At 43.8% G+C, this 21,172-nt stretch carries 21 protein-coding genes; 20 read left to right on the top strand and 1 reads right to left on the bottom strand.

Translation table 11 applies throughout. The features are described from left to right. The first annotated feature begins 37 nt into the window (after positions 1-37). From G414_RS0106380 to G414_RS0106335, 10 genes are all read left to right on the top strand, one after another. Positions 38-304: a phosphocarrier protein HPr gene (locus tag G414_RS0106380; RefSeq protein ID WP_022791990.1), complete on the top strand. Its 267-nt coding sequence runs from the start codon at positions 38-40 to the stop codon at positions 302-304. A 66-nt stretch (positions 305-370) separates the two neighbouring features. Then, positions 371-2,104, top strand: coding sequence for a phosphoenolpyruvate--protein phosphotransferase (ptsP, locus tag G414_RS0106375; RefSeq protein ID WP_022791989.1), 1,734 nt, complete (start codon positions 371-373; stop codon positions 2,102-2,104). A gap of 121 nt (positions 2,105-2,225) precedes the next feature. Beyond that, a complete protein-coding gene (gene tpiA / locus G414_RS0106370; RefSeq protein ID WP_022791988.1) occupies positions 2,226-3,020 on the top strand; it encodes a triose-phosphate isomerase in 795 nt (264 codons plus the stop codon). Between the two features lie 86 nt (positions 3,021-3,106). Continuing rightward, on the top strand, positions 3,107-4,441 hold the full coding sequence (gene eno / locus G414_RS0106365) for a phosphopyruvate hydratase (protein ID WP_022791987.1): 1,335 nt from the start codon (positions 3,107-3,109) through the stop codon (positions 4,439-4,441). A 137-nt stretch (positions 4,442-4,578) separates the two neighbouring features. Further along, positions 4,579-4,815 (top strand): preprotein translocase subunit SecG, encoded by a 237-nt coding sequence (gene secG / locus G414_RS0106360; protein WP_022791986.1) that lies wholly within the window; start codon positions 4,579-4,581, stop codon positions 4,813-4,815. Between the two features lie 107 nt (positions 4,816-4,922). Then, positions 4,923-7,286 (top strand): ribonuclease R, encoded by a 2,364-nt coding sequence (gene rnr, locus G414_RS0106355; protein WP_022791985.1) that lies wholly within the window; start codon positions 4,923-4,925, stop codon positions 7,284-7,286. A gap of 14 nt (positions 7,287-7,300) precedes the next feature. Next, positions 7,301-7,768 (top strand): SsrA-binding protein SmpB, encoded by a 468-nt coding sequence (gene smpB, locus G414_RS0106350; protein ID WP_022791984.1) that lies wholly within the window; start codon positions 7,301-7,303, stop codon positions 7,766-7,768. A gap of 72 nt (positions 7,769-7,840) precedes the next feature. Further along, positions 7,841-8,632 (top strand): methylenetetrahydrofolate reductase, encoded by a 792-nt coding sequence (locus G414_RS0106345; protein ID WP_022791983.1) that lies wholly within the window; start codon positions 7,841-7,843, stop codon positions 8,630-8,632. Between the two features lie 79 nt (positions 8,633-8,711). Next, complete coding sequence (locus tag G414_RS0106340) at positions 8,712-10,157, top strand: amino acid ABC transporter substrate-binding protein/permease (protein ID WP_022791982.1); 1,446 nt, start codon at positions 8,712-8,714, stop codon at positions 10,155-10,157. After that, a complete protein-coding gene (locus tag G414_RS0106335; protein ID WP_022791981.1) occupies positions 10,157-10,894 on the top strand; it encodes an amino acid ABC transporter ATP-binding protein in 738 nt (245 codons plus the stop codon). Before G414_RS0106340 ends, G414_RS0106335 begins: the two co-directional genes overlap by 1 nt. Positions 10,895-10,962: 68 nt before the next feature. Here the strand turns inward: G414_RS0106335 and G414_RS07400 are convergent, their stop codons facing one another. Beyond that, a complete protein-coding gene (locus G414_RS07400) occupies positions 10,963-11,478 on the bottom strand; it encodes an LURP-one-related/scramblase family protein (RefSeq protein WP_022791980.1) in 516 nt (171 codons plus the stop codon). A 54-nt stretch (positions 11,479-11,532) separates the two neighbouring features. On the opposite strand from G414_RS07400, the gene G414_RS0106325 reads away from it, so the two are divergent. The 10 genes from G414_RS0106325 to glmM all read left to right on the top strand — a co-directional run bounded on the left by G414_RS0106325 (position 11,533) and on the right by glmM (position 21,137). Then, positions 11,533-12,198, top strand: coding sequence for a uracil-DNA glycosylase (locus tag G414_RS0106325; protein WP_022791979.1), 666 nt, complete (start codon positions 11,533-11,535; stop codon positions 12,196-12,198). 89 nt (positions 12,199-12,287) lie between these two features. After that, positions 12,288-13,265: a phosphate acetyltransferase gene (gene pta, locus G414_RS0106320; RefSeq protein ID WP_022791978.1), complete on the top strand. Its 978-nt coding sequence runs from the start codon at positions 12,288-12,290 to the stop codon at positions 13,263-13,265. A gap of 114 nt (positions 13,266-13,379) precedes the next feature. Beyond that, positions 13,380-13,865, top strand: coding sequence for a tRNA (adenosine(37)-N6)-threonylcarbamoyltransferase complex ATPase subunit type 1 TsaE (gene tsaE / locus G414_RS0106315; protein WP_027694582.1), 486 nt, complete (start codon positions 13,380-13,382; stop codon positions 13,863-13,865). Further along, entirely contained in the window at positions 13,849-14,367 is a 519-nt protein-coding gene (locus G414_RS0106310) for a GNAT family N-acetyltransferase (RefSeq protein WP_022791976.1), read from the top strand. The genes tsaE and G414_RS0106310 overlap by 17 nt, the downstream gene beginning before the upstream one ends. A gap of 32 nt (positions 14,368-14,399) precedes the next feature. Further along, positions 14,400-14,933, top strand: coding sequence for a 3'-5' exonuclease (locus G414_RS0106305; protein WP_022791975.1), 534 nt, complete (start codon positions 14,400-14,402; stop codon positions 14,931-14,933). Between the two features lie 23 nt (positions 14,934-14,956). Further along, positions 14,957-15,850, top strand: a complete 894-nt coding sequence (murB, locus tag G414_RS0106300) for a UDP-N-acetylmuramate dehydrogenase (RefSeq protein WP_022791974.1) — start codon at positions 14,957-14,959, stop codon at positions 15,848-15,850. Positions 15,851-15,870: 20 nt separating this feature from the next. Further along, entirely contained in the window at positions 15,871-17,934 is a 2,064-nt protein-coding gene (locus G414_RS0106295; RefSeq protein ID WP_022791973.1) for a Na+/H+ antiporter, read from the top strand. A gap of 9 nt (positions 17,935-17,943) precedes the next feature. After that, on the top strand, positions 17,944-18,780 hold the full coding sequence (gene cdaA, locus G414_RS0106290) for a diadenylate cyclase CdaA (protein ID WP_022791972.1): 837 nt from the start codon (positions 17,944-17,946) through the stop codon (positions 18,778-18,780). After that, positions 18,780-19,772, top strand: coding sequence for a CdaR family protein (locus tag G414_RS0106285; protein WP_022791971.1), 993 nt, complete (start codon positions 18,780-18,782; stop codon positions 19,770-19,772). Before cdaA ends, G414_RS0106285 begins: the two co-directional genes overlap by 1 nt. A gap of 3 nt (positions 19,773-19,775) precedes the next feature. Then, positions 19,776-21,137, top strand: coding sequence for a phosphoglucosamine mutase (gene glmM / locus G414_RS0106280; protein ID WP_022791970.1), 1,362 nt, complete (start codon positions 19,776-19,778; stop codon positions 21,135-21,137). The last annotated feature ends 35 nt before the right edge of the window (positions 21,138-21,172 follow it).

The following is a 21,172-nucleotide window of genomic DNA, read 5'->3' as shown; positions in this document are numbered from 1 at the left end:
CATATATTTTTATTATGTTTAAAAGGGAGATTTAACCATGGAATCACGCGAATTTCACATTGTAGCCGAAACAGGTATTCATGCACGTCCAGCAACCTTGTTGGTTCAAACTGCATCAAAATTTGCTTCAAATATTACCTTAGAGTACCAAGGTAAGGAAGTTAACCTAAAGTCAATCATGGGTGTTATGTCATTAGGTGTTGGTCAAGGGGCTGATGTTAAGATTTCTGCTGACGGTAGTGATGCTGATGAAGCAATGAAGGCGATTGCAGAAACCTTGAAGTCTGAGGGTTTGACTGATTAAGCTGACTACAGCCACCACTATTTAATAAAAATCATCGTTAAGAGTAATCAATGAGGGAAAAGGGTTATGAGTAAGGAAATTAAGGGAATTGCAGCCTCCAATGGGGTGGCAATTGCGAAAGCTTATAAGCTAGTTGATCCTGATTTGTCTTTTGAAACAGTGAAAGTTGATGATATTTCAGCTGAAAAAGACCGCTTACAGGCGGCTTTTTTAACGTCAAAGGCAGATTTAGAGACCATTAAGGCCAAAGCAGCCGAAGCAATGGGACAAGAAGAGGCAGAGGTCTTTACTGCGCACATTATGGTTTTAGAGGACCCAGAGTTCACTGGAGCCATTGAAGAAAAAATTACCACTGATCAAGTCAATGCTGAGGCTGCTTTACAAGCTACGGCAGATGGATATGTGGCCCTTTTTGAGGGCATGGCCGCTGATAATCCTTACATGGCTGAACGAGCTGCTGACATCCGAGATGTCACTAAGCGGGTGTTGAGCCATCTATTGAAGCGTACCTTACCTAATCCTGCTCTGATTGATGAGGAAGTTGTGATTGTTGCGCATGATATGACTCCTTCCGATACGGCTCAATTAGACCGTCGCTACGTCAAGGGCTTTATTACGGATGTGGGAGGACGAACTGCTCATGCAGCGATTATGGCCCGTACCTTGGAGATTCCAGCCATTGTTGGGACTGAAAAGGCAACCACTGAGATTGCTGAAGGGGACCTTGTAGCACTTGATGGGATGACCGGACTTGCAATCGATCAACCTAACCAAGAAGAAGTGGCAGCTTACCAAGCTAAGCAGACCGCCTTCTTAGAAAAGAAAGCTGCCTGGGCTAAATTACGTGATGAGCCATCTGTTTCTGCTGATGGTAAAGTCTTTACGACTGCAGCTAATATTGGCACACCTAAGGATTTGCCAGGGGTCATTGAAAATGGGGCTGAGGCGATTGGGTTATATCGTACTGAGTTCTTATATATGGATTCGGCAGAGCTACCAACGGAAGAAGAACAGTTTAAGGCCTACAAGGAAGTCCTAGAAGGAATGCAAGGCAAGCCAGTAACGGTGCGGACGATGGATATCGGTGGGGATAAGGATCTGCCTTATCTGCCCTTGCCACATGAAGAGAATCCCTTCTTGGGTTACCGGGCAATCCGAATTTCTTTGGAACGGACAGATATTTTTAGGACCCAAATCCGTGCCTTACTACGAGCATCGGTATATGGTGACTTGTGGATTATGTTCCCTATGATTGCGACCTTGCCGGAATTTAAAGCCGCTCGGGACATCTTTAATGATGAACGGGCAAAGATGCAAACAGAAGGTATTCCAGTTGCCGACGATATTAAGTTGGGCATGATGATTGAAATTCCTGCTGCCGCTATCTTGGCTGATCAATTTGCTAAAGAGGTTGACTTCTTCTCAATTGGTACGAATGATTTGATTGCCTACACAATGGCTGCTGATCGAGGAAATGATAAGGTTGCCTACCTCTATCAACCTTACAACCCTTCTATACTACGGCTGATTAAGTTTGTTATTGATGCGGCCCATAAGGAAGGTAAGGTTGCCGCTATGTGTGGTGAGATGGCTGGTGATCCAATTGCCTTACCAATTTTAATGGGCATGGGCTTAGATGAATTCTCAATGTCGGCAACATCTATTTTGCCGGCGCGGGCCTTGATGAAACAATTAGATACAAAGCAAATGGCGGATTTAGCCCAAGCTGCGGTTAATTTAAGTACCAATGACGAGGTGATTGACTTAGTTAAGCAGACACTACCTGAATTAGGGGACTAGGTCAAAAATAAAAGTACAAAAAGGGGATTGGCTGGTTGGGCCAACCCCCTTTTTATATAGCGAGCTAAGGCGTTAACCAGAGCATGGTATAATGGTTAATAATGAAAGGTGGATGAACTTCATGGTTAGAAAACCAATTGTGATGGCAAACTGGAAAATGAATAAATTACCCAGCGAAGCTAGCGACTATATTCAGCATATTCAAAAACCGTTGTTGGCTTATCCAGAAATTGAAACAATTCTTGCCGGACAAGACGTCCTTTTAGATGCAATGGTTAATGCGGCTCAAGGAACGACAATTGAAATTGCTGCTGAGAATGTCTATTGGAAGGAGCGGGGGGCCTATACCGGTGAAACAAGTCCGGCCGCTTTAGCTGACTTGGGAATCAAACATGTGATTATTGGCCACTCTGAACGGCGGATATACTTTCGTGAGACCAATGAAATGGTGAATTTAAAGGCTTTAGCTGCGTTACGGAATGGACTGCATCCGATTGTAGCGATTGACGAGCAAATTCAGATCGTTTCACATAGTGATCATATGCATTGGGTTGTTAATGAGGTGATTGAAGCCCTGAAGGGGATTAACATTGAAGATATTCCTAACGTTGTCTTAGCTTTTGAGCCGACCCAGTCAATTGGAAGTGGGCAGGCTTTGAATGCGGATCAAGCTCAAGAAAATCTTTATTTAATTCGACAAACGGTTTCAGATATGTTTGATGCACAAATCGCCGATCGAGTGCGGATTATGTATGGGGGTTCAGTTAAACCAGCCAATGCCTTAGCCTTATTAGAAAAGCCCGATATTGATGGCGTCTTGGTTGGCGATGCTGCTTTAGATGCCAACACCTTTTTGGAGTTGGTACGGCTAGCCCAAGTTGCTTATCGTCAAAAGGATAAAAAAATTTCCAGCTAGCTGGCTAAAACACTGCAAAGCCTAGTGAAATATGTTACAATTTTTGCGTAGGGAATTTGAAATTTCAATATACAAGGAGAGACAAAATGTCTGCAATTACTGATATTTATGCACGCGAAGTGCTTGACTCACGTGGAAACCCAACTGTTGAAGTTGAGGTATATACTGAACTTGGTGGCTTTGGCCGTGGTATCGTTCCATCAGGTGCTTCAACTGGTGAGCACGAAGCTGTCGAACTACGTGACGGTGACAAGAGCCGTTTCATGGGCAAGGGTGTGCTAAAGGCCGTTGAAAACGTTAATACAACGATTGCTAAGCAATTGGTTGGAATGGATGTAACGGATCAAGTTTTGTTAGACGAAACAATGATTGCTTTGGATGGAACACCAACTAAGGCTAAGTTAGGTGCTAACGCTATCTTAGGTGTATCAATTGCAGCTGCTCGTGCAGCGGCTGATGAATTGGGAACTCCTTTGTATAACTACTTAGGTGGATTCAATGCAAAGGTTTTGCCAACGCCAATGATGAATGTTATCAATGGTGGAGCACATGCTAACAATGATGTGGACTTCCAAGAGTTCATGATTATGCCAGTTGGTGCTAAGTCAATTTCTGAAGCAATCCGGATGGGTTCAGAAACCTTCCATGCCTTGCAAGCTTTGTTGAAGGAGGCTGGTCATTCAACAGCCGTTGGTGACGAGGGAGGATTTGCTCCTGACTTTGCGTCAAATGCAGAGCCATTTGACTTCTTGTTGCGTGCCATCACCAAGGCTGGTTACAAGCCAGGTAAGGATATTGCCATTGCCTTTGATGTGGCTTCATCTGAATTCTATGACGCTGATCGTGGAGTTTATGTCTTAGCTGGTGAGCCTGCTAAGAAGGAGTACACAACAGAAGAGTTCATTGATTACCTAGAGAACTTGGTTGATAAGTACCCAATCGTATCTATCGAAGATCCTTTGGATGAAAATGAGTGGGATGCCTGGGTAACATTGACACAACGCTTAGGTGATCGTGTCCAATTAGTTGGTGATGATTTCTTCGTAACCAACACCCAATACCTACAAAAGGGTATTGAAATGGGTGCTGCTAATGCCATCTTGGTTAAGGTTAACCAAATTGGTACATTGACAGAGACCATGGATGCAATTGAGATGGCTAAGGAAGCTAACTACACAGCCATTGTGTCTCATCGTTCAGGAGAAACTGAAGATACAACGATTGCTGACTTAGTTGTGGCTACTAACGCTGGCCAAATTAAGACAGGTTCAATGTCACGTACTGACCGGATTGCCAAGTACAACCAGTTGATGCGTATTGAAGACCTATTGGGTGAGAAGGTTGCCCAATACAAGGGTATTAACAGTTTCTATAACATTGATAAGGCTGCCCGTGAGGCCGTTACCAATTATGAAGCTTAATTAAACAGTATTTAATGAAAGAGTCGACCGGTTAAGGTGGGCTCTTTTTTTATTTAGACCAGTAAAAGTTGAGTTGTTTGTATAGTTATGCTATGATAACGAGGTATAAACGTTAGACAAGAGTGGAGGGGCGAAGAATGTATGATACGTTGATGACAGCAATGATTGTCATTGGTTTTTTAATTATTGTATCAGTGATGATGCAGCCGTCTAAACAGCAAGATGCCTTATCTGCCTTATCAGGTGGTGGCGGCGACTTGTTTGCAACGCAAAAGGCACGGGGCTTTCAAGCAGTGATGCAACGTGTGACTGCTCTACTAGGGGCACTATGGTTCATCATCGGCATTGCCCTTGTATATTTAACCTCACATTAAAGTAGATTGTGATTTGACCCCTCGTGAAACGAAGCGAGGGGTCTTTGTCTATCTAGCGTTAGCATGAACACAGGTAGCATACAGTTGATAAAGAAAAGAGAAATAAGATGACAGAAGTAAAAACACACACGAGTTTAGAAAACCAACTTTTTGGTTTTCTAAAGGCCAATCCTGGCCAAGCCTTTTCAGCGCAGTCGTTAGCAGATGGACTGCACGCTTCAGATAGCAATATCTTTACTAAGGTAGTACAAGCCTTAGCATCCTTAGAACGTGCTGAGAAGGTAAAGGTGAATGATCAAGGGGCCTTTGCCTATAATCCTGATAAGGAAGGCGTCATTGGTGATTTTCATGCCAATGATCGAGGCTTTGGCTTTGTTCATTATGCCGAAGATGGGGATGATATCTTTATTAACCCTGACAATACAAAATTAGCCTTGCAAGGGGATCAGGTGCGCGTGAAGCTGCTAAGTAAGGGTGACGGACAGGGCGCCAAGGGACCTGAAGGCCAAGTAGTTGAGATTATGCACCATGCCCGTGAACAGGTAGTGGGGGTATTTACGCTGGGCTCTCCTTATGCAGGTTATATTGGTAGCATTAAGTTGACCGACAAAAAGTTTTCTACCTATGAGTTTTTAGTTAAAGAAGGTGGGGTTAAAGCAACGGATGGTGAGATAGTTGTGGCAACTATCGATGACTATCCTACAGTGTCGACACCTAAGCGCATGACGGGGACGATTACAAAAACGATTGGTTATAAGGATGAACCAGGTGTTGATATCCTACAAATTGTCTATAATCACGATGTCCCTCATGTCTTTCCTAAAGACGTGTTAGACCAGGCAGAAAAGATTCCAGCTGAAGTGCAAGCAAGTGAACGCATTGGCCGTGAGGATATCACTGACCAACCGTTAGTGACCATTGATTCCATTGAATCTAAGGATTTGGATGATGCAGTTGTCGTTTGGCGCTTGCCAAATGGAAACTTCCATTTGGGAGTACACATTGCCGATGTTTCCCACTATGTTCCTGAGGGTACACCTTTAGATGAAGAGGCTTATAACCGCGGTACATCTGTTTATTTAACAGATCGCGTAATTCCGATGTTACCCCGTAATATCTCCAATGGTATCGCTTCTTTGAACCCCGGTGTTGAACGTTTGGCTATGTCTGCTGAGATGGAGTTTACCCCAGAAGGGGAGCTGGTCAATCATCGGATTCACCAATCAGTGATGAAGTCACACGCACGGATGACCTATAAGGCAGTTAATGCCATCTTAGCTGGTGATGAAACAACACGCAATGAATACCAGGATTTGGTACCAATGTTTGAAGACATGGCTCAGTTACATCATGCCTTAGTAGCACGGCGCCAAGAACGTGGGGCGATTGAATTTGATGCGCCAGAAGCAAAGATTATTGTCGATGATGATGGTAAGCCGACTGATATTGAATTACGCGAACGAGGCGAGTCAGAACGTATGATTGAGTCCTTTATGCTAGCAGCTAACGAAACGGTTGCGATGCATTATGATCTAGCAAAGGTACCTTTCTTGTACCGAATCCACGAGGCGCCAGAAAGCGATCGAGTCCAGCAATTTGCTGATTTTGTTAAAGCCCTTGGTTGTCCGGTAAAACTCAATCCAGACAATGTGAAACCTAAGGATTTGCAACAAGTTCATCAGTATTTTGTTGGGCGTCCTGAGGAACAGATGGTGTCGACTATGATGTTGCGGGCTATGCAACAAGCGAAGTATTCTGATCAGCCTTTGGGTCATTTTGGAATTGGTGCTGATTATTATACCCATTTCACTTCGCCAATTCGGCGTTATCCTGACTTGACCGTCCATCGGTTAATTAAATGGTATGCTGAAAATGGCATGGATGAAGCAGCCCAGAGTAAGTATCGTGACCGTTTAGCACAAACTGGTGAAGATACATCGGTTAAGGAACGTCGGGCGGTTGATACTGAACGTGATACGGATGCAATGAAGAAGGCTGAGTTTATGGAAGATAAGGTCGGCCAAGAATTTGATGCTGTGGTTAATGGTGTGATGAAGTTTGGTATGTTTGTCTCCTTAGATAATACAGTCGAAGGACTCATCCACACCTCTAACTTAAATGATGACTATTACCTTTATGATGAGCAGCATATGGCCCTAATTGGTCGACGTTTCCATCATATTTATCAGGTCGGTCAACCGGTACGGGTTAAACTAATTCGTGTTGATAAAGAGCAAAGTGCTTTAGACTTTGTCTTGGTTAATCCAGAGGCTGCCCCTAAAACTGATATTCAAGTAGCTGATCCGCATCATGGGGCTTTTGGTAAGGGGAATGGAAAGTCCCAAGGCGCCAAAAATGGGCGTGGTTATCAAGGAAAGCGTAAGTCAGCAGGAAAGCCTAGTGACCATAAAGCACCTAAACAGGCTGCTAAAACGCAGCAACGGGTACGACCTGCTGGCCGCCATAAGTAACAGGAGGAAGGCGGATGGCCAAGAAAACGCAACAACATGATCGACCTTTAGCGACGAATAATAAAGCCCGCTATAATTATGCGATTGGGGAAACCTTTGAAGCCGGGATGGCCTTGACTGGTACCGAAATTAAATCGATTCGGGCCGGCAAGGTAAATATTGGTGATGGCTTTGTGCAGGTGCGCCATGGTGAAGCTTTTTTGGATAACGTCCATATCAGTCCCTTTGAGCAAGGTAATCAATTTAATCATGACCCACTACGCTCACGTCGCTTGCTACTGCATAAGCGTGAAATTCGGCTTTTAGCACAGGCAAGTGAGGAGGCTGGTAAAACCATTGTGCCTTTGCGAATCTATTTGAAGCATGGTTTTGCCAAGGTCTTGATTGGCATAGCAACTGGAAAGAATAAGTACGATAAGCGACAGACCATTAAACAACGCGATCAAGAACGTGATATGCGTCGGGCTTTGCGTCGGCTATGATCTGGCTTATAAAGAGTGCCCTGAGAACAACTATCGGGGTACTCTTTTTAACTAAACTGGAAGGAAAACAGGATGCAAGCGATTAGTGACCTTATAGTCAAGTTAAAACGACCATCACGGTCAATTGAATTAACGCAACCTAAGGCGATGGAGACACAAAGGCAGTTATTGGAATCATTAGCGGACATCAAAGATTCGCTTGATTTTGTTAGTTTAAGCAACCATAAGAGTCAGGGGTTAACGTTAGTCGAGCGGATTAGTTTTGCTCAGCAAATCCAAAGTCGTTATGACATACCGGTCTTAGAGCATGTCACAGTAGCAGGCATCCCCAAGGAAAAGCTTTTAGCCCATTTAGCTGCCTATCAGACAGCTGGTATTCAAAACATATTGGTTGTCAGAGGGGATGATCCACTGACAGACCGGACAATGAAAGAATCGGCTCAGTTATTGACAGCCATTGCCGCTAATGGTGGTTTTAATCTAGCAGCAACACTTGATATTAAACATTTAATTCAACAGCCAGCTGAAACATTAACCAATAGTCTGGCTAAACAGGCGGCTGGGGCCAGTTTTTTTATTACCCAACCGATACAGTCATTGACTCAATGGCAAAGCGGCCAGCGTATCTTAAGAAAGCAGGCGTTGCAATTACCATTAGTCGCTGGAATTATGCCACCTGGAGCAAGCAAGGGTTTAAAAAAAGATCCAACAAGAGGAAAATTGAGTAAGCAATCTATACAGGAGTGTCAGCTTTTAGTACAGGACTTAGCAAGGGAGGGGCTTTTAGGTTGGCATATTTTTAGTCCCCAGTTGCTTAGTGGTGAAACGAAGAGCTTAATTGCATCTATTTGTCAGGAAAACTGACATAATTTATGCGCGACCTGTGTTAAAAATGCTAATATCAACATATTAGATGCGAAATTTATTTCAGGAGGAATGTGGGATGCATAAATGGCTAGGCAAGGTTCTGGCAATTGTGATGACAATCGTTGGTGTTGGGATGGTAATGCAACCAGCTCAGGCAGCGAATAAACCACACTATACAATTGCAACGGATACAACATATCCACCCTTTGAATTTCAGACCGATAAGGGTCAATATCGGGGAATTGATATTGATATGCTAAAGGCGATTGCAAAGACTGAAGGCTTCACTTATACCTTAAAACCAATGAGTTTTAATGCCGGGGTCCAGGCAGTCCAGGCTGGTCAGGTGGACGGCTTATTAGCTGGGATGTCCATTACGGATGCACGTAAACAGGAATTTGATTTTAGTAAGCCTTACTACAAGTCAGGCATTGTCTTGGCGGTTAGTAAAAAAGACCATAATATTAAAGCATTAAAAGATTTAAAGGGAAAGACGGTGGCTGCTAAGACAGGGACCATGGGTGCTGAGTATGCCAAAAAGATGGCCCCTAAGTATGGCTTTAAGGTTACCTATTTCAACGATTCAAATACCATGTATAGTGATGTGATGGTTGGGAATACAGTGGGAACCTTTGAGGATGCGCCAGTAATGGGCTATGCGATTAAGCAGGGCACCCAGATGAAAATTGTCACTAAACCAGCCAATGGGGGTTGGTATGGCTTTGGAGTAAAGAAGGGAAGCAATGCGGCTCTCTTAAAGGATTTCAATGCCGGTTATACTAAGATTGTTGATAATGGTCAATTTGACCAAATTGTTGAACGTTATGTAGGTGAGAACGGCTATCAAGCTAAGGAAAGTGCTAGTCAGGCTAAGCCTACGATGTGGTCACTCATTATAGAAAATAAGGATGCCTTGTTGCATGGCCTGTTTGTGACGCTGGAGTTAACAGTCGTTGGAATTGCCTTAGCTACAATCTGGGGACTGTTACTCGGTACCATGGGTGTTGCACCGAATAAGTTTATTCGTGGCCTATCGACGACCATTATTTATTGCTTCCGTGGATTACCAATGATCGTTCTAGCATTCTTTATTTATATTGGTATTCCAAACCTTACTGGTAGTAAGATACCGGCCTTTACTGCTGGGGTTATTACCTTAGTGCTAAATGAAGGAGCTTATATTGGCTCCTTTGTTAAGGGTGGTTTTCTTTCGGTCGATCATGGCCAATTAGAAGCGGCCCGGTCGCTTGGATTGCCTTATGGCAAGGCCATGCGTAAGGTTGTGATGCCCCAGGGCATTCGATTAATGATTCCAAGCTTTATCAATCAATTTATTATTACCTTAAAAGACACATCAATCTTATCGGTGATTGGCTTGATTGAACTTACACAAACGGGAACCTTGATTATTGCACGTAACTTGCAAGGCTTCCGTGTTTGGTTAATCATTGCGGCCATGTACTTAATTGTTATTACGTTGCTAACATGGCTCTCAAACTGGATGGAAAAGAGGATTCACTAATGGCAGCGATTGTAGACGTAAAAAATGTACACAAGAGTTACGGAGATAATGAAGTCCTCAAAGGTATTGATTTACAGGTGACTGAAGGAGAAGTAGTAGTCATGATTGGCCCATCTGGATCAGGTAAGTCTACCTTTTTACGTTCTTTAAACAAACTTGAGGACATCGATTCGGGTTCCATTGAAATCAATGGTTGGGATATTAGTGATTCAAAAACTAATATTGATAAGACCCGTGAGACTATTGGTATGGTTTTTCAACATTTCAATTTATTCCCTCATCTAACGGTAATAGAAAACTTGATGTTGGCACCAACTGAACTTGGTAAACAAACACCAGCTGAAGCCAGGGAAACCGCGCTACGCTTATTAGCTAGAGTTGGTTTGGCAGATAAGGCCGATGTTAAGCCAGATACCCTATCTGGAGGGCAAAAGCAACGGGTCGCCATCGCGCGTGCGTTGGCAATGAATCCTAAAATTATGTTATTTGACGAACCAACTTCGGCCTTAGATCCCGAAATGGTCGGTGACGTATTAGAGGTAATGAAGGAACTGGCTGAAGAGGGCATGACTATGATTGTGGTAACCCATGAAATGGGCTTTGCCAAACAGGTTGCGGATCGGGTTGTGTTCTTTGCAGATGGCTATATTCGTGAGGAGGGCCATCCTGAAGAGGTCTTTGCCCATCCTAAGGATCAACGAACCCGTGATTTCTTGAATAAAGTCTTAAATGCTTAATTGTTTCATGCGGGTCAAACCACTTTAAATCCTAAATAAAAGGCAGTCCGGGGAGGACTGCCTTTTATTTAGGTGGAAGGGTTAGTGTTTAAAGGAAGTGATTTCATCGCTAAACTGGGTTGACTAGGATGAACCAAACGCCATCGATCTAAAAAGGCAACGAGTAAGCAGATTAAGGCCGCTTGTTGGTCCTCTAAAAGATCAATGGTTAAGCGACCGTCTTGTTCAGGATAAGCCCGGGCGAGAATATCACGCCCCTTAATTAGCGTGAAACGTCGCGTTTTAAGAGAACCTGTAATGAGCCACTGCAGGTTAGTTAAATAGACTAATTCATGTTGGTGAAAGTATAAACCAAAGGAAGAAATTTTAAAGTTATTGATGTAAATTTTAAAGCGGGGTAACAGGGCTGGTGAAGTTTGCTTAATATTTGCTAGGGGCTGACCATTAGCAGCATTAATTGTTAATTGATCACCTTTGTGTCCTGTTGCACCTGTAATATAATAGGTGAGAGTGCCTGTTGAATTACTCACAAAGGACATCCCGTGATAATCAGCAGGAACTTGTGACAAATGATAGGTAGACATAGGATGACCTCCTTAGGATCTATTATAGCCGACCGTAGCAGAAAAGAGGAAGAAATGCAGGACTTTATTGGTACAGATTGGGCCAAACCCTTATTGGCTTCGGTTCCTAACCACTATTTTAATCAAATGACGCAATTTTTAACAACTGCTTACCAGACGGAAACAGTTTATCCGCCCCGAGAAAAGGTATTTGCTGCTTTGCAGGCAACACCATTGGCCAAAACGAAAGTCGTTATTTTGGGGCAAGATCCCTACATTAAACCCGGTCAAGCACAAGGAATGAGCTTTTCAGTGCCTGCTGATTTTCCTTTACCACCATCGTTACGCAACATCTTTACTGAAGTTGCTAGTGATTTAGATATTCCCGTGCCAACCAATGGTGATTTACACCGGTGGGCGCGACAGGGAGTTTTACTTTTAAATACGGTTTTGACGGTGCCCGCTGGTCGGTCAAATGGTCACGCTGGTCAAATTTGGGAACCATTAACTGACTTTATTATTCAATTGGTGGCTAAGCAATCGCAACCCGTTGTGTTCATTTTATGGGGAGCGGCTGCGCAAAAGAAAGCCAAACTCATTCAAGGGCCGGATAATTTGATTTTAAAGGCCCCACATCCTAGTCCTTTGTCGGCTTATCGGGGCTTTTTTGGCTCACGACCTTTTAGTCAAGCCAATGCTTTTCTTGTTAAGCAGGGCTTATCACCCATAGACTGGTCATAAAGTGATTAATTGAGTTAAACGCTTTCAATTAGCTATTAACTTTGTCATAATAAAGAGGGTAAGTATTTACATTTTACGGAGGAATCACCATGGAACTTTTTGAACAATTAGCAAGTAAAATCAAAGGTAAAGGTGTTCGATTGGTTTTCCCAGAGGGGGCTGATATTCGGATTCAACAAGCAGCTACCCGACTAGCAGCTGAAGCCTTAGTAGAACCCGTTTTATTAGGCGATGAAGCGACGATTAAGGAAACGGCACAATTAGAAGGCTTGGATTTACAGGAAATCAAGATTATTGATCCTGAGAAATATCCTGAAACGGCTATGAATGAAATGATTGATGCGCTGGTTACAAGGCGGAAGGGTAAAACAGATGCTGTGACAGCAGCCAAATGGTTAACGGACGTGAACTACTTTGGTACCATGTTAGTCTACATGGGGCTTGCTGATGGCATGGTTTCTGGTGCTACACATCCCACCGGTGATACGGTCCGCCCAGCCTTGCAGATTGTTAAAACAAAGCCTGGGGTTTCAAGAATTTCAGGGGCCTTTGTCATGCAAAAGGGTGATCAACGCTATATCTTTGCTGATTGCGCCATCAACGTTGACGTTGATGCACAGACAATGGCAGAGATTGCCATTCAATCAGCACAAACAGCACGGGTCTTTGATATTGATCCACGGGTTGCTATGTTGAGCTTTTCAACTAAGGGTTCAGCAAAGGCCCCACAGGTGGACAAGGTTGTTGAAGCGACTAAGCTGGCTAAGCAAGCCGAGCCAACCCTAGCGATTGATGGAGAATTACAATTCGATGCCGCTTTTGTTGGACAGGTAGCAGCGGCCAAGGCACCGCAGTCAACAGTAGCTGGCAAGGCAAACGTCTTTATTTTCCCTGATTTACAGGCAGGTAATATTGGTTATAAGATTGCGCAACGATTTGGTGGCTTTGAAGCAATTGGACCGGTCTTACAAGGATTGGCTAAGCCAATTTCAGATTTATCAAGAGGCTGCAATGCCGAAGATGTGTATAAGGTTGCCTTGATTACGGCTGCCCAAGCTTTAGCATAAAATATAGTCAGCAAGAAGCCGGCATCGTTAGGTACGAGGCCGGTTTTTTATGCCATTATGCACAGAAAGGAGACCAACTATAAAGCAGGTTGGGAAAATGCTATACTTATGGTTATGAAGAAAGTTGTGAATAGTGTCTCGGAGACACAAGCACTTGCGATGCAATTAGCGCAAATTGTACAAGCTGGTGATACGATTTTATTAAATGGTGATTTGGGTGTTGGTAAAACCACGTTTACCCAGGGTTTTGCCCGGCAATTAGGCATTAAGCGGCCCATTAAAAGTCCAACTTTTACCTTGGTGCGAGAATATCAAACGGTAAATTTTCCACTTTATCATCTAGATGTTTATCGATTAGGTGAGGAAGGTGGTGCTCAAGACTTAGGTTTGGATGAGTATTTTGGTGGTGACGGGGTGGCCTTGGTTGAGTGGTCACAGTACATTAGCAGTGAATTGCCGTCAGATCGTTTAGAAATTAGTATTACGCGTTGGGCAGCCAATCCAACAAGTAATAAACGATTGTTTACAGTCTCAGCACAAGGTGAGACTGCCAGACAGAGGCTTGAAGAGTGGGAGGCAACCCTTGAAATTGATAATTAGACCAGCCCAGGCCAGAGATTCACGGGCCTTATTATTACTAATGGCCCAGTTAACTCAGGAGTCAACGACCATTGAGCTAAGAGAGGATGTTAGTGAACTTAGCCAACAGCAGCAGACGAAAGCCATGGCTCGGCTAGAAACAAATCCGCGGCAACTGGTTTTAGTGGTTGCTGATCAAGCCAATCAACTTTATGGGATTGCCACGGTCAGTCCGGTGGCAAAGCAACAAGCAGCGGGTGAATTAGGGTTAGGTGTTTTACAGCGAGTGCAAGGACAGGGCTTAGGTCAAGCACTAGTCGAAGAAGTACTAGCTTGGTTTAATAACTATAGTCAGTTAGGTTATTTACAGTTAACCGTGCAAAGTCAAAATAGGGTTGCACACCATATTTATCAAAAGTATGGTTTCAAGGAAATAGCTGGATCAAAACGGGCTGGCTTTAATCTGATTGGTCAACCAGTTGAGACGGTAGAGATGATCCTTGAACGGGTCCAAGGGATTTAATTAGGATAGGTGGATGAAGGAATAAAATGACAATGAACTTTGTAGCAATGGATTTTGAGACGGCTAGTCGTCAATGTCATAGTGCCGTTTCATTAGGGTTAGCAATCGTGCGGGATAATCACTTGGTGGATGAGTTTTATACCTTATTGAAGCCAGACAGTTATTTTGATGCGCGTAACACACGTATCCACGGGATTCGTGAAGCGGATGTAGAGGATGCGCCAACCTTTCCAGAAATTTGGCCGTTAATTAAACACTTTTACACGCCAGACCAGCTTGTTGTGGCCCATAACGCGCCCTTTGATAATGGCGTTTTAAAGGCGACCCTGGCCCATTATAACTTGGCAGCCGCCCATTATCTATCTGTGGATACTGTGCGAACATCGCGTAAGTTGTACCCAGACTTGCCCAACCATAAATTAAATACGGTGGCTGGGGCCTTGCACATTGATTTAGAGCATCACCATAATGCCTTAGATGATACGGTGGCGGCAGCTCAAATTTTAGTTCAACAAGCTCAAACATTTGGCGTTGAGCCCATTAAGTCCTTTGTCAAATTAATATAGCCTTTATGTAGAGGGGAAAAGAAATGGCAGTAACCTTGACGAATATTTTTCCAAGTTATGACATCAAAGCAAATGTACCTTTAGCTAACTACACGAACACGCGGGTTGGCGGACCAGCTGATTGGATTTTTTGGCCCAAAAGTTTGGCGGAATTAAAAGCAGTCGTAGCTTATGCACACCAAATTGACTTACCAGTCTTGGTCCTAGGCAATGCCTCCAACTTAATTATTACCGATGACGGTTATCGGGGCTTGGTGATTTTTTTAACTCAGTTAACTCGGATTACGGTTAGTGAGCATGCCGTGACAGCGCTTGCTGGGGCAGCGTTAATTGATGTAACAACAAAAGCTGCAGAGTATGGCTTAACTGGTTTGGAATGGGCTGCTGGTATTCCAGGTTCAGTAGGTGGAGCAGTTTACATGAATGCGGGTGCCTATGGTGGGCAGGTAGATGCTTATCTAGAATCAGCGGATGTCTTGACGGCTACCGGTGAATTGAAAACCTATCAAAATGCTGAGTTAGCATTTGGGTATCGGCACAGTAAGGTGCAGGATACTGGTGAAGTGATTGTAGCGGCGACCTTCCATCTTGAGCCAGGCAATGCAACACAAATTTGGTCAACAATGGAAGAGTTCAATACCCGGCGAGCACAAAAACAACCCTTGGAATATCCATCTTGTGGGTCTGTTTTTAAACGCCCAGCTGGTCACTTTGCTGGTAAATTGATTATGGATGCAGGCTTACAAGGTTTCACGGTTGGTGGAGCTCAGGTTTCACGTAAGCATGCCGGTTTTATTGTGAATCTAGGATCAGCTACGAGTGCTGATTATGTAGCAGTGATTGCTCATGTACAGGAAACGGTTGCAAAGCAATTTGCAGTTCAGCTAGAACCTGAAGTTAGAATTTTAGGGCATTAAGTTAAAGGAAGGGTAGGCCTATGGAGATAGTACAAACGGTTGTTGAGTTGACCGTTTTGGTAGTGATTGGCAATGTGTTGGCACACTTTATTAAGCGGCTACCAGTTAGTTTGATTCAGATAGGCTTAGGAATAGGGGTCGCCTTAGTCTTTAACCTAGAAATAAATATTCAAACAGAGTGGTTTTTGCCTTTATTTGTAGCCCCTTTATTGTATTCTGATGCTTGGAATTTTCCTAAACGGGAGCTATGGGAGCTACGGGGACCTATTTTTGGAAATGCCATTCTCTTAGTATTTGCAACAACTATCTTAGGTGGTTATGCTATTTATTGGTTAATTCCTCAGGTGCCTTTGCCAGTGGCTTTTGCCATTGCAGCGATTTTGTCACCTACCGATCCAGTAGCGGTTGCATCTGTAGGTGAGGAAACTGCCTTACCACCGTCTCTAATGCATTTGGTAGCTGGAGAAAGTCTAATCAATGATGCTAGTGGGCTAGTGGCCTTTAAGTTTGCGATTGCGGCCGTTTCAGCAGGCACCTTTTCATTACTATCAGCAACGACGGGCTTTATTTATATGACGGTTGTTGGCGTCTTGTTAGGACTTGGGCTTGGAACTGCCATTAGTTGGTTGAATTTATGGTTGATAAGACACCAGGCGACCAATTCAGTTATTAGTGTGGTGATGCAAATATTGACGCCATATTTAATTTATTTGGTAACTGAAGAGGTTGGGGCATCAGGGGTGGTAGCCGTGGTTATTGCGGCTATTATTCAAAATTTACAGTTGAAAAACCAACCTAGTTTTAGTGGTGAATACTACTTAGTTAATCACAACACCTGGAATGTCTTCAGCTATTTGTTGAATGGCTATATTTTTGTTATTTTGGGAATTGAATTACCGGTGGCAATGGGGCTGGGTGGTAATGTCGCACCACGTGGCTCCATTTGGCAATTATTAGCTTATGCACTGGCTACCTGGATGATTCTGTTGATTATCCGCACGGTATGGTCCTACATGAATCAACTAGTGCGACGTAAGACCCATGAAGCGACCATTGTGTCCTGGCGGTTGTCGCTAATGGCAGGGCTAACCGGTGTTAGAGGTGCAGTAACCATGGCTGGTGTCTTGTCAGTGCCCCTTTTGACTAAGAACGGTCAACCATTTCCAGAACGGAGTTTAATGCTGTTTATTGCAGGGATGGTGATTGTCTTGTCCTTGTTGGCAGCTATTTTTTTCCTGCCACTTTTAGCCCAACCTAAAACGAAAAAAATAACCCAGCCGTTAGCCGGTCTGGCTAAACATATGACGGTCGCACGAGCGCAAGTGTATATCCTGCAGTCCGCTGTGCGGGAGATTGAACAGTTATTAACCGAGACCAATGCCGTACCAGCTTATCAAATGATGATGCGTTACCAGGTACGGATACGACGATTACAATTACAGTACTTACATAAGGACAAGGTTCAAAAAATTCTAAAATCTGAAGCTAAGTTGCGCGAATTAGCAATTACTGCTCAGCGTGAGGCCTTAAAAGAGGATCTTGCTAATAAAAGCATTAGCGGGTTTGTTTTTGATAGTGAAAATCGACGTTTAGATCGGATTGAGGGTGATTTAGATTCGTTAATTATGCCTGATACCCGCCGTCGGCTGACTCGTCAGTTTAAACTATGGTTAGTACGGGAACTCAGAGCATTGCGCATCTGGTTAAATGATAACGATTCAGATGTGCTACGAGCACAATACCAGTTAGCTGAGCAACACATGGCGCAGGCGGCGCTAGTCACTCTTGAAAAATTCATTCATGAAACGGGGACGTCAATCTCAAAGACGGATATGATTACAGCTCATCAATTGATGACCCTTTTTCGTTCCAGGCTAGTACCGCGTAAGACAGTTGGTGTGGCTAAAGAAAAGCAACTCGACCAAAGGGTGGGTACGGAGTTAGAAATGGCCGGTTATCAAGCACAACGGGCGGCCTTGGCTCATTTGTATGAGGCCCACTTTATTGATGATTCGACAGCTAGTCAGCTTCGACAATGGATTAATTTAGATGAAACAAGTATCTTAGTACAACATAAGGAATAGGGGAAGAGTATGCAGGGATTGACTAATTTCTTTAACAGTATTAGTATCATGCAAATTGTGGATGTATTAATTGTATGGTGGTTATTTTATCGATTGTTTATTTTAATTCGAGGAACTAAGGCCATCACGCTCTTGCGTGGGGTCGCTATTTTGGTGGTGGTAAAGGTAGCGAGTTGGTACTTAGGGCTCACGACGATTTCTTGGTTGACTGATCAAATAATTAACTGGGGTGTCATTGCCCTGGTGGTTGTTTTTCAACCAGAAATTCGGCGTGGACTTGAACACTTAGGCCGATCAGCCTTTTTTAAGCAACGCCAGGCTGAACAACCAGAAGAACAATTAGTAGCGGCTTTAGACGATGCGTTACAGTATATGTCAAAACGGCATATTGGGGCTTTGATTTCGATTCAAATGGAAACGGGCCTGGAAGAATATATTGAGACAGGGATTCCAATTGACGGTGATATTACTAGTCAGCTTCTAATTCAACTCTTTATTCCAAATACCCCCTTACATGACGGGGCGGTGATTATTCGGGATATGCGCATAGCTGTAGCAGCGGCTTACTTGCCATTATCAGACAATCCTATGATTCCAAAAGAGTTAGGAACGCGGCACCGGGCGTCAGTGGGAATTTCAGAAGTTACGGATGCTCTAACCATAGTTGTTTCTGAAGAAACTGGTGGGGTCTCAATTACGCGTAATTCAGAATTGATGCAAGACCTATCACATGAAGATTATATGAAGTATCTTAAGCGTCAACTTTTGCATGATTCGGACCAAGATAAACACAGTTTGTGGGAGCGGACCTTAGACAGCTTAAATATGCGGAAGGGGGACCGATAATGCATCCTAAATTTGACAAGTTATTTTATATCCTGTTGAGCCTTATCTTTGCCATATTGTTGGTCATCTATGTGAATGGTCAGCATGATACTAACATTACTCGCCAAAGTGCAGCTAATGAAAATCGGAATAATACTGCTTTAACAGTGGGGGGATTTCGGGGGTTAGTATCAACAAAAAAGGCAACAATCGAAGTACCCTTACAATTGAATGGTATTAATACGGATGACTATTATGTAAGCGGGGCCCCTGACAAGGTCAAGATCAAGGTTCAAGGATCTGCAGCGTTGGTAACGGCTGCTCAGAATACACAAAACTTCCAAGTTTATGCGGATCTAGGCAAGCTAAATGAAGGTGATCATACAGTATCATTAAAGGTTTCTGGATTGAGCACGGATTTGACCTATGCCATTGAACCTAAGCAGGTTAAGGTTACCATTGTTCGCCGGGCAACGGCTGTGCATAAGGTACAGATCAACTATAATAAAGATGCCATTGCTAGTGGTTATAAGCTTGATAAAGTAACCGCTTCAGTTAACAAAGTCCAGGTGACTGGTCGCGCGGATGCTGTGAATGCGGTTGATCGTGTGATTGCAGATGTGCATCTAGCGCGTGATAGTAAAAAGTCTGTTAATGAATCAGTAGCGCTTCAAGCAGTTGATATTAATGGCACACCAATTAAAGTTGGAATTGCGCCAGAGGTAGCCACCGTTAAACTAGATATTAAGGCGGGCAGTGGTGAACGGCAGGTACCAATTAAGTTTGTTGGCGAACATGGTGACCTTAGTGGCTACACTGTTAGTGGCAACATGAATGAGGTGACAGTTCGTGGTAAAATAGACCAGTTAGATAAAATTAAGTCAATCAAGGTCCCCATTAATTTGAAAAAACTGGCGGATGGTCAGGAAACGACCTTGCCCTTAACGACGGATGTTAAGGATGTTACATTAGCAACCGACAAGATTAAAGTGACGGTTACCCCTAAGGAGTAGAAAATGACGGATTTACATTATTTTGGTACGGATGGCGTGCGCGGTATTGCCAATAAAGAGTTGACCCCCGAATTAGCGTTTCGTTTGGGTCGCATGGGGGGAGCTGTTTTGACTCGCCATGCAAGTGATGGTCGTCAGCCACGCGTTCTGGTTGGACGGGATACACGTATTTCAGGCGAGATGTTAGAAGCAGCCATTATTGCAGGGCTGCTTTCGGTTGGTATTGAAATTTTACAACTAGGTGTAATCTCGACCCCAGGGGTAGCCTACTTAGTCCCCGCCCAAAATGCGGATGCGGGCATTCAAATTACGGCTTCACATAATCCGGCTGAGGACAATGGAATTAAGTTCTTTGGGGCTGATGGATTTAAACTCTCTGATGAATTAGAAGGGGAAATTGAAGCCCTCCTTGATGCACCAAGTGACGACCTTCCACGGCCTGCTGGTTCTGGTCTGGGAACAACCTCAACCTTCCATGAGGGTGTTGGAAAGTACCTATCTTATTTGCAGACCACAATTCCAGATGATTTAAGTGGCTTACACTTAGCAATTGATGCGGCTAACGGAGCGACAGCTAATTTAGTGACCAACTTATTTGCCGATATGGGGGCCGACTTTGATACAATGGCCACTAACCCTGATGGACTAAACATTAATGACGGTGTCGGTTCTACGCATCCTGATGCACTCGCTCAGTTAACAGTTGAAAAGGGGGCCGATGTTGGGTTAGCCTTTGATGGAGACGGCGATCGCTTAATTGCCGTGGATGAATTGGGACAGATTGTGGATGGCGATAAGATTATGTTTATCGTTGGTAAGTATTTGGCTGAACATGGCCGATTGAAGCAAGATACCATTGTGACGACCGTGATGTCGAATCTAGGAATGTATAAGGGAATGGCCGCTAATGGTCTGAGTTCGGTCAAGACAGCGGTGGGTGACCGCTATGTGGTTGAAGAGATGATTAAGGATGGGTATAACCTAGGTGGTGAACAGTCAGGACACGTCGTCTTTTTGGATTGGGCATCAACAGGGGATGGTATGCTAACAGCCTTGCAGTTACTACATGTGGTCAAGGATACTGGAAAGCCGCTGTCAGTCTTAGCCAGTGAAATGACGACTTATCCACAAGTGTTGATTAATGTACGGGTTCTTGATAAAAAAGCGGCCTTAGCTAATACTGCGATTCAAACGGTTATTAAAAAGGTTGAAACTGACTTAGGTGATGAAGGACGCGTCTTAGTACGGCCATCTGGAACGCAGAACCTGTTGCGAGTAATGGTGGAAGCACCAAGTGATGAAGAGGCTCAAACGGCTGCTCAAACCATTGTCGACGTGGTTGAAGACGAAGTTGGTTTGGACTAAGCCCCCCTAAAGACTTAGGCTGGAAATAGGAGCTG

It is taken from the genome of Weissella halotolerans DSM 20190, assembly GCF_000420365.1.
In the GTDB taxonomy this organism is placed as follows: Bacteria; Bacillota; Bacilli; order Lactobacillales; family Lactobacillaceae; genus Weissella; species Weissella halotolerans.
This window is presented reverse-complemented; position numbering and strand designations above follow the sequence as displayed.